Raw genomic sequence first — 8,928 nt, forward strand, 5'->3', positions numbered from 1 at the left:
ATGGGCGTGTTGAAAACCGCGCTCAGCCGCTTGGCGGATACCATCACCGAGGTGCGCGCTGCGGCCCATGAGGTCAGCCAGTCGTCGTCGAAGATGCTCGGCGTGTCATCGACCAACAATGACCACATCAGCTTGCAAACTCGCGAGGCCGAGCAGGTGGCAGCGGCCATCACGCAAATGGCCGCGACGGTGACTGAGGTCGCAGGCTATGCCTCGCAAGCAGCGGACGCGACGCGCCTGGCTGACGCTGAAGTTGAGATCGGTAACCGTCTGGTCGAAGAGACCACGCAGGCCATCGAACAACTCGCCAACACCCTGGTCGACACCACCAGCACGGTGGAGCAGGTGTCTGCGCACAGTGAGCGGATTGAGTCGGTGATCGAGGTGATCAACTCGATCGCGTCGCAAACCAACCTGCTGGCGTTGAACGCCGCCATTGAAGCCGCGCGTGCCGGTGAGCACGGCAGAGGGTTTGCGGTGGTGGCCGATGAAGTGCGTTCGCTGGCCAACCGCACGCAGCAGTCGACGCAGGAAATTCGCGACATGATCAGTACGTTGCAAAGCGGCACCGAAACGGCTGCACAAACCATGCGCGACAGTTGCGAGCTGGCCAGTAGCACCGTGGCGCAAACACGCAAGGCACAAGGTGCGTTGTCCAAAATCAGCCAAGAGGTCGGCGCGATCAACCACATGAACGCGCAAATCGCCAGTGCAGCTATCCAGCAAAAAGCGGTGGCTGAAGACGTTGCGCACAACATAACGCGCATTCACGGCTCAACCGTGAAGTCGGCAACCGGCTCCAAAGAGGTGGCAACCGCGAGCAATGAGCTGGCTCAGTTGGCTGATCGGTTAGCGCAGAAGGTGGCCTTTTTCAGAGGCGCGTAGGGCTTCCCGCGGCGCTGCCGCGCTGGCAGGTGTGGCTTACCAGGGCAGGCGCTCGCCGTCATAGGCAAAAAAATTGCCACTGTCGGCGGGCTCCAGGCGGTCAATCAAATTCAGCAGTTCACGCGCCGCCACACTGGCGGGCCTGGCAGCGGCCGCACCGCTGAAGGGCTTGGACAGGTCCGAAATAACCGTGCCAGGGTGCAGGCTCAGCAAGCGGCTCTGTGGGCGTGTGCGTTGGAGTTCGATGGCGGCGGTTTTAATCAGCATGTTCAGCGCCGCTTTCGAGGCGCGGTAGGCGTACCAGCCGCCCAAACGGTTATCGCCGATACTGCCCACCTTGGCCGAGAGCATCGCCATGGCGCCTGCGGGGGCGAGCAGCGGTAGAAACTGACGCAACACCTGCGCCGGGCCGAACGTGTTGACCTGAAACACCGCCTTCAGCGCCTCTTCGTCAATGGCGGCGTAGGTTTTTTCAGGCTTGATTGCGCCACGGTGCAGCAAGCCTGCGGCGTGCACGATCAACCCGTACGGCGCCTCGTCGGCGAGTGCTGCAGCCGCCTTGGCGATGCTTTCGGGGTTCGCAAGGTCCAATTCAGGCACCGTTTGCCGCCCCAGTTCACGCACACCCACGCACTGTGGGTCGTGTTTCAGCAGCTCGCAGAACGCCGAACCGAGTGCACCGCTTGCGCCGATCACCAACGCACGGTAACCCTCGCCAAGGGAGTTCATCGTGAAGGTCTCGTTCATTGGGTTTCTCCGGCGCGTCAGTGATGCAAAACAGCAGGTGCCGCCCGGTTAAGGGCGCCGCTCAATCAGCTGCAAAAATTCGTGTCGCGTGGTCGCTGAATCGCGGAACGCGCCCAGCATCACCGAGGTGATCATCGCTGAGTTTTGCTTCTGCACGCCGCGCATCATCATGCACATGTGCTTGGCTTCAATCACCACCGCCACGCCGGCGGCCCCGGTGATGTGCTGCAGGGCATCGGCAATTTGCCGGGTCAGGTTTTCCTGTATCTGCAAGCGCCGCGCGAACATGTCGACGATGCGCGCAACCTTCGACAAGCCCACTACTTTGCCGGTGGGAATATACGCCACGTGCGCTTTGCCGATGAAGGGCAGCAGGTGGTGTTCGCACAACGAATACAGTTCGATGTCGCGCACGATGACCATTTCATCGTTTGACGATTCGAACAGCGCCCCGTTGATCACCTCTTCAAGGTTCATCGTGTAGCCGTTGCACAGGTACTGCATGGCTTTGGCTGCACGTTTGGGCGTGTCCAGCAGCCCTTCGCGCTCGGGGTTCTCGCCGACGCCGACTAGAATTTCACGGTAATGCTCGGCTAATGATGGGTTCACGTGGGTTCCTCGAAACCATGCTGCACTTGATGTGACGCCCCACCCTTGTCAGTGGGCGAGCGCCGGTTACGTTTGGTTTGATTGGGTATCGGCGCCGGGCGTTCTACGGTGATTTGGTGTTCACGTTGGTCGGCTGCCCCGGCGCACTTTTTGGCTGCGGCACTGCGCAGACATCATCGCGACAACGGCGGCTGCCATCCGGGTGAGGCAGCCAGTTCAAATGCGGGCGTACGCGGCAGAACAGGCGATAACCGAGGGTCAGCAACGGCCTGATCGGTCGCCAGGCGAGGGGCGCGGCCCACCGCCCCAAACCGGCTGCGCGCCAGCTCCACAAGGTCGCGTCCAGGCCGGTTACCCAGTGCCCATTGGCGAACCTTGCGTGCAGTGAGTCCTGCATCTGCTCAAGCGTGAAGCCGAATGCCGTCGCGTCAAATGTGGCGTGGCTGATGTCGACCAACACCAGGCGTGTGTCCAGGGCGCGCCGGCGCAGCAACTGCACTTCGCGCGCGCAGAGAGGGCATTCACCGTCAAAGTAAAGCGTCAGCGGCCATTGCTCTTTCTTGTACATGGTTGGTTGTCTTGTATAGGTTTTGTACAAGATAGGCCTAAACAAACAGGCTGACAATGGCTGATTTTTTTGCAATCCGTCAGCGTGAACATCAAACGCTGACCAATGCGTTGCGCTTGGTTAGAATTGCCGCCCGATATGCCTTGCCACCTTTATCCGAGCAACATACGGCTGTCTATGGGGACAACAATGGCAAGCAGTCGCGCGCGGTTTACCGAAGGCAGTGTTTCACGCCACGTGATGGTGATGGCGAGTACCAGCGCCTTGAGCCTGTTCGCGGTGTTCCTGGTCGACATCCTCACCCTGGTCTACGTTTCGATGCTGCACGCACCGCAGTTGCTGGCCGCCGTCGGCATCGCCAAGGTGTTGATTTTTATGAATGGCGCGCTGGCCAACGGGCTGATTATCGCGGCCGCCTCGGTGCTGTCCGAGCGTATTGGGCACCGCGCGAGCAAAGCCCAGTCTCAACTCACCGCCAGCCTGATGCTGTGGGTGGTGCTCGTGTGTGCGCTGTGCGCCGCCGTGCAACTGGCGCTGCTGGCGCCGATCACCCATTGGCTGGGCGCACAGGCCGAGGTGTACGACGCGGCACGCCGCTTTATCTGGCTGACCTTGCCGTTCAGCGTGTTGCAGTCGGCCATGCAGATGGCTGCGCAAATGCTCAGGGCCGCTGGCCACAGCCAGCGTGCGCTGTGGCTGGTGCTGTCCGGCGCAGGCACGCTGGCAGTCGCAGACCCGTTGCTTATTTTCGGGTTGGGCCTGGGGCTGGACGGCGCCGGTATCGCGTACGCGCTCTCGGCGCTGGTGTCGGCGGGGCTGGGGCTGTGCTGGGTGCGACGGCATATCGGCATGGCAGCATCGGTCAGCCTGAAACGCCTGCGCGTGCATGGGCGACGGATCTTTCGTGTGGCGCTGCCCGCGATGGTGGCGAATCTGGCCACGCCGGTGGGCTTGGCGTACCTGGTGTCGAGCGTGTCGGTGTACGGCACATCGGCGCTGGCGGCGATGGCCGTGCTGGACCGGGTGATGCAGTTTTGCTTTTGCGCTTTTTTTGCCCTGCCGAGTGCGTTGGCGCCGGTGCTTGGCCAGAATATCGGTGCCCGGCTGGACCAGCGGGTCAACGCCGCGATTACCTTTACGCGGCGCCTGGTGGTGGCTTACGGCGTGGTGATCTGGGCGGTGCTGCTGGCGTCATGCGCTATGATTGCCGACTTCTACGGCCTGCAAGGCGAGGGGCGTGAGCTGTTCCTCGCGTTCTGCCGGATTGGCGCCGGCCTGTGGGTAATCATCGGCCTGGACTTCGTGGCGATTGCGGTGTTCGTGACCATGCGGCGCGCCTGGCTGGTGGCAGCCTTCGCCTGGCTGCGCGCAACCGTCGGCACGCTGCCGTTTGTGTATGGCGCCACGCACCTGTTCGGCAGCAGCGGGGCGATGCCGGGCATGTTGACCGGCAATGCACTGATCGCAGTGATGTCGACGTTTACCGCATCGCTTGCAGCGCGCAGGTTTTTTGCAAGACGGGCCCAGCCGACACGCGCTGGGGAAAGTTGAATGCAGCAGTTATCGGATATTTATGTCAGTTGACGAGTCAGGGATCGAATCAGACGAAGACCTACAGCCCAAGCGCCGCCGCGCGCCCAAGGGCGAAATGCGCAGAACCGCGTTGCTCGATGCCGCAACGCTGATTTTTGCGCGCGATGGTTATTCGAGTTCTTCGATGCGTGATGTGGCGGCACTTGCCGGGATTACCACGGTGGGTTTGCTGCACCACTTTGCCAACAAGGAAGCGCTGCTCAAGGCGTTGTTGGAGCGCAGGGATGAGCGGGTTGTTTCACGCTTTCACGAATTGACCATCGAGTTGACGCTGGAGGGTTTTCTGAAGTTTTTGCGCCAAAGCATGCGCTTCAGCATTCAGGATGCTGCCGAGTGTCAGGCGTCACTGGTGATAAACACCGAGAGCTTGTCGCACGCGCACCCGGCGTGGTCCTGGTACAAGGAGCGTTTTCACCTGACGCATCAACACGCGCGTGGGCATTTGACCGCGTTGATCGAAGCCGGTGAGATTCGCCAGGATGTAGACGTCAAGGCAGTCGCACAAGAGATCTTTTCGATGATGGACGGCTTGCAGATTCAGTGGCTGAGGTGCCCGGAAGACGTCGATGTGATGGCCGTCTTTGATGGCTATGTGCGGCGCTTGGGAAGGGACATGCAAGCTCATCCCTGAGCCTGTATGCGCGACCTTAGTAGGTCTGTGAAGCGCTGACCTGCACCGCTTTGCGCAGTGGCAACGGCAGCGGGTTGCTGTCGCGGGTGGTCAGGTGTTCGGGGAACAAGGTGGTCAAGGTGCGATTCAGCGTCAGGTTCTGCGAGTCAGCCCCCACCAGAATCTTGAACGTGCCGGCATCCACGTCCCAGCTGTCGGTTTTGTCGACGTAGTAGGCCAGCGAGCGCGAGTCGATCGGGATGCTCACCGTCTTGCTCTCGCCAGGCTGCAAGTACACCTTGGTAAAGCCCTTGAGTTCTTTTTGTGGGCGGTCGACCGCAGGTTTCACCGGTTGCACGTAAAGCTGCGCCACCTCAAAGCCGGCTTTATCGCCAGTGTTGGTCAGGGTGAAACTCACATCAACCGTCGAACCCGGCGCCATCACGTTGTTCGACAACTTCAAGTCGCTGTAGCCGAACGTGGTGTAGGAGAGGCCAAAGCCGAACGGGTAAAGCGGCTGCGCGTGCTTCTTGTCATAGCCGCGATAACCCATGTACAGGCCTTCGCTGTAGGTCATTTCGGTCAGCGGGTTGGCGCCACGGTAGGCGGCCGGGTCCGGGTACGAGGCATAGCTCGGGTTGTCTTCAATCTGCTTGTCGATGGTCACCGGCAGCTTGCCCGACGGGTTGACCTTGCCATACAGAATCTCGGCCAACGCCTGCCCGCCTTGTTGGCCCGGGAACCAGGCTTGCAAGGTTGCGCCGACTTTTTTCGCCCACGGCTGCATATCCGCCACACCACCGCCGTGCATCACTACGACCGTGTTGGGGTTGGCCTTGGCGACTTGCCGGATCAGCTCTGCTTGTTGATTGGGCAGCGCGTAGCCATGGTCGGAACCTTCGCCTTCATTCTCGTAGTTGGTGCCAACCGCCACCACCACCGCATCGTATTTCGACAGGTCCGGCGCAGGGCGCAGACCGGCCCAGCTCATTTGCACGCCGGTTACGCCGCCGAGTGCCGGAATAAAGTTGCCCTGCACGCGTTGGTATTCAAGCTTTACGCTGTACGACTTGCCAGCCTTGAGTGAGGCCGTCTTGCCGGAGGTGGTGAGGGCGTTGACCACGTCTGCGGAGTACGGCACGCCGTCGCTTTGCAGCACCAGTTCATCGTTGACCCACAGTTTGTACGGGCCGTCTGCGCGCACCTTGAACACTTGCGGGCCGGAGAGCGTCGGTTTCACGACGGCGGTAAACCGCGCAGAAAACGCGCCTGGGTTCGGGCTGAAGCCTGCAACAGCGGTCGTGCCCGCTTGGGTGATGTTGGTGCCGGTGGTCCAATCCAGGTTCACGCCAGGTTCAACGCGCGTTACCGCAGGCGAGCCGGAAAAATCTGTGTTGGTGTAGTACTCGGCTTTCACCCCGGCGTTGCTGACCTCGTTATTGCCGGTGGCTGGCTGCAACCATGCCGAACTTTGTGGGTTGAGGCTCAGCTCCGGCAGGTACGTAACGTTGGCGCTGTTCGCGGCCAATTGCTGCAAGCCGCTCAGCTCAGTCACGTAGCTGTTGGGCGGCGAGTTGGCGGTGCCGAACGGCGAGGCCGGTGCGTCGTGTGCCCAGTTACCAATCACCGCGATCTTGGCCGTGCGCGCCAGCGGCAACAGCGGCTTGCCGCCGCTGGTGTTTTCGTTGCGCAGCAGCACGATGCCTTCACGGGCCGCATTCAACGACGCGCGCTGGCCATATTCCGGATGGTCGAGCGTTTTGGCAGTGTTGAGGTGTTCCTGGAAGTCATAGCTGACGATGGCGCGCAGGTTGCGTTTGACCTTGTCGTCAATCACGTTCTGCGTCAGTTGCCCGCTCCACACGTAGGGCAGCAGGTTGGCTTCGGTAAATTGCAGGCCCGACGGCATGTCGATATCGGTGCCGGCCCACGCGCCTTTGAAAGCGTTGTGAATCGCGTTGAAGTCGCTGATCACACTGCCCTGGTAGTTCCATTCACCCTTGAGCACATCGGTAATCAGGTGGTGGTTTTCACAGGCGTAGTCGCCATTGATCTTGTTAAAGCCGCACATGATCGACGCCACGTTGGCGTTTTTCACCATCGACTCAAAGCCCGGCAGGTACAGCTCGCGCAAGGTGCGTTCGTCGACGATAACGTTAACCGCCTGGCGGTTGGCTTCCTGTTCGTTGGCCAGGTAATGCTTGCCGCTCGCCTGAATCCCCTGCGCCTGAATACCGTTGACAATCGCCGGTGCGAGCACCGCGCCGAGGAACGGGTCTTCGCCACTCACGTACTCGGCCGAGCGGCCGTTGTACGGCGTGCGGTACAGGTTAACCCCAGGCGAGAGCATCTGTTGCCCGCCCGAGATTCGCGTCTCATAGGCGATGGCCAGGCCGAATTCTTTGGCCCGGTTGATGCTCCAGGTGGCGGCCAGCGCGGACTGCGAAGGGTACTGCGCACCAAACGTCGCGTTGTTGACGTGCACGCCCATCGACGAGTCATACGCCACCGTGCCCTTGATGCCCCACTTGAGCAGCGGTGGAATCATGTGGCCGTCGTTAACCCGCGTGAAATTGATCTTTTCCGACGGGTTCATGTTGTCGAGGATAGAACTCACCCGCGCTTCAACGGCATTCCCCGTGGCCGGGGTGACGGCAGCGAGTGCAAGGTTGGCCTGAGCAATGCCGAAGGCCAGCAGGCTAAGCCCTACGGCGTGCTTGAAGGATGGCAAGCTCATGGTCGTTGCCCCTGAGCAGGTGCGTCGTCGGTGTCGACCGGTGCATCAATGACAGCAGACGCGCCCGTTTGCTTGGCGTGGCCAATGTTGGCGGCGCCGCTCAGTTGATCGCGTTGGGCCTCGACCTGTTGCCGAACCTGTTGTTCGGCGGTGGCACTCGTTGTTGAATCGGCCGCCAGGGCATAGCAACCAGGCGCGCACAGCAGTGCGACGCTTAAAAAAGACAATAAGGGTCTGTTCATCGATGCATCTCGACTAAGGGGTGGGCACGGAAAAAGGATCAACAGTGCGCAGACTATCGATCGGTCGAGCAATGAGTCTCTGGAAGACAGTTAAAAGTTCAGGCAGGAATAAAATATTCTTTAACGCGGGGATATTAAATGCTGGCACTGTGGTTTTGCGTGCTTGATATGATTTTTTGGTGAGGGGGAACTAAAGGTTTTAGGCGTTTTTTAGATTTTTATGGCCGAAAATCGCGTAATTTTGAATTTATGTTGCTTTTACTTGCGCATTTTTTAGCGATTAATTGCGTTTTTATAAACCTAATTGCTGTTAGGTTTAGTGATCTGTTAAGCTTTTCAGTCTGGAAAAGCCCTAACTATTTTTAGTGCTTGTTAAAACTTTTTTATGACGAAAATAAGACGGTAGTTGCCGTGCGCAGTTGTGTCTTTAATATTTTATGCAACGGCTCAAACACAATGCCCAAGTTTCAGTTAGATGCACTGAATAATCCGAAACGTGTCGCGGGAACACGCGTACGCCGAAGGTGGGAGCGGGCTTGCTCGCGATTGCGCAGTATCAGTTGAAAAATACTTATCTGACACACCGCAATCGCGAGCAAGCCCGCTCCCACAGTTGACTGAGTTCGGCTTGGTTTGATCAGCGCTGGCTTGCTCGCGATAGCGGTGTATCAGGCGCCAATAGCCACCAGGCTCAACAACTGCTCCCCATTCACCGCAAATTGTGCGGCCAGCTCTGTGCCGGGGCACCACTCGGCAGACAGGTCTGTGAGTAACCGCAGCCGCACATGGCCGCTGTGTGACCACTCCACCACCTCGGCATGCTCAAAGTAGAGCGCTTCTGCACAATCGGGTAAAGCGCCTTTGAACAGGCTTTCTTGGCCGAAAACGTCAGCGTCACCAGCAAGGCAATCTGCTCGCGCGGACACGCTCGCCATGC

8 protein-coding genes and 1 pseudogene are annotated in these 8,928 nt (G+C 59.7%); 3 read left to right on the forward strand and 6 right to left on the reverse strand.

The window, feature by feature from the left end; all coding sequences use genetic code 11:
• The first annotated feature begins 177 nt into the window (after window positions 1-177).
• Window positions 178-885, forward strand: a complete 708-nt coding sequence (locus F0169_RS28255) for a methyl-accepting chemotaxis protein (protein WP_425274272.1) — start codon at window positions 178-180, stop codon at window positions 883-885.
• A 36-nt stretch (window positions 886-921) separates the two neighbouring features.
• Here the strand turns inward: F0169_RS28255 and F0169_RS02470 are convergent, their stop codons facing one another.
• From F0169_RS02470 to F0169_RS02480, 3 genes are all read right to left on the reverse strand, one after another.
• Window positions 922-1,632, reverse strand: a complete 711-nt coding sequence (locus tag F0169_RS02470) for an SDR family NAD(P)-dependent oxidoreductase (protein WP_152745342.1) — start codon at window positions 1,630-1,632, stop codon at window positions 922-924.
• Window positions 1,633-1,680: 48 nt separating this feature from the next.
• The gene (gene folE / locus F0169_RS02475) at window positions 1,681-2,241 is read right to left on the reverse strand and encodes a GTP cyclohydrolase I FolE (RefSeq protein WP_058413464.1); all 561 of its coding nucleotides are present in this window, start codon (window positions 2,239-2,241) and stop codon (window positions 1,681-1,683) included.
• A 103-nt stretch (window positions 2,242-2,344) separates the two neighbouring features.
• Window positions 2,345-2,809 (reverse strand): thiol-disulfide oxidoreductase DCC family protein, encoded by a 465-nt coding sequence (locus F0169_RS02480; protein WP_152745343.1) that lies wholly within the window; start codon window positions 2,807-2,809, stop codon window positions 2,345-2,347.
• A gap of 189 nt (window positions 2,810-2,998) precedes the next feature.
• On the opposite strand from F0169_RS02480, the gene F0169_RS02485 reads away from it, so the two are divergent.
• Entirely contained in the window at window positions 2,999-4,360 is a 1,362-nt protein-coding gene (locus tag F0169_RS02485; RefSeq protein ID WP_152745344.1) for an MATE family efflux transporter, read from the forward strand.
• Window positions 4,361-4,382: 22 nt separating this feature from the next.
• Window positions 4,383-5,033 carry a TetR/AcrR family transcriptional regulator gene (locus tag F0169_RS02490; RefSeq protein ID WP_152745345.1) on the forward strand — a complete coding sequence of 217 codons (651 nt, stop codon included), beginning with the start codon at window positions 4,383-4,385 and terminating at the stop codon, window positions 5,031-5,033.
• Between the two features lie 16 nt (window positions 5,034-5,049).
• On the opposite strand, the gene F0169_RS02495 is transcribed toward F0169_RS02490, so the two are convergent.
• The 3 genes and pseudogenes from F0169_RS02495 to F0169_RS02505 form a co-directional block, all read right to left on the reverse strand.
• Window positions 5,050-7,749 carry a glycoside hydrolase family 3 protein gene (locus F0169_RS02495; RefSeq protein ID WP_172979305.1) on the reverse strand — a complete coding sequence of 900 codons (2,700 nt, stop codon included), beginning with the start codon at window positions 7,747-7,749 and terminating at the stop codon, window positions 5,050-5,052.
• Window positions 7,746-7,991 (reverse strand): hypothetical protein, encoded by a 246-nt coding sequence (locus F0169_RS02500; RefSeq protein WP_082649046.1) that lies wholly within the window; start codon window positions 7,989-7,991, stop codon window positions 7,746-7,748. Before F0169_RS02500 ends, F0169_RS02495 begins: the two co-directional genes overlap by 4 nt.
• Window positions 7,992-8,659: 668 nt before the next feature.
• Window positions 8,660-8,928: pseudogene (locus F0169_RS02505) on the reverse strand (4'-phosphopantetheinyl transferase); the annotation flags it as partial.

The organism is Pseudomonas kitaguniensis, from assembly GCF_009296165.1.
Lineage (GTDB): Bacteria > Pseudomonadota > Gammaproteobacteria > Pseudomonadales > Pseudomonadaceae > Aquipseudomonas > Aquipseudomonas kitaguniensis.

Coding starts and splice junctions, on each gene's coding strand:
- F0169_RS02495 (WP_172979305.1), bottom strand. CDS start 7,749: ATGAGCTTGCCATCCTTCAAGCACGCCGTAGGGCTTAGCCTGCTGGCC.
- F0169_RS02490 (WP_152745345.1), top strand. CDS start 4,383: ATGTCAGTTGACGAGTCAGGGATCGAATCAGACGAAGACCTACAGCCC.
- F0169_RS02500 (WP_082649046.1), bottom strand. CDS start 7,991: ATGAACAGACCCTTATTGTCTTTTTTAAGCGTCGCACTGCTGTGCGCG.
- F0169_RS02470 (WP_152745342.1), bottom strand. CDS start 1,632: ATGAACGAGACCTTCACGATGAACTCCCTTGGCGAGGGTTACCGTGCG.
- F0169_RS02485 (WP_152745344.1), top strand. CDS start 2,999: ATGGCAAGCAGTCGCGCGCGGTTTACCGAAGGCAGTGTTTCACGCCAC.
- F0169_RS02480 (WP_152745343.1), bottom strand. CDS start 2,809: ATGTACAAGAAAGAGCAATGGCCGCTGACGCTTTACTTTGACGGTGAA.
- F0169_RS28255 (WP_425274272.1), top strand. CDS start 178: ATGGCCGCGACGGTGACTGAGGTCGCAGGCTATGCCTCGCAAGCAGCG.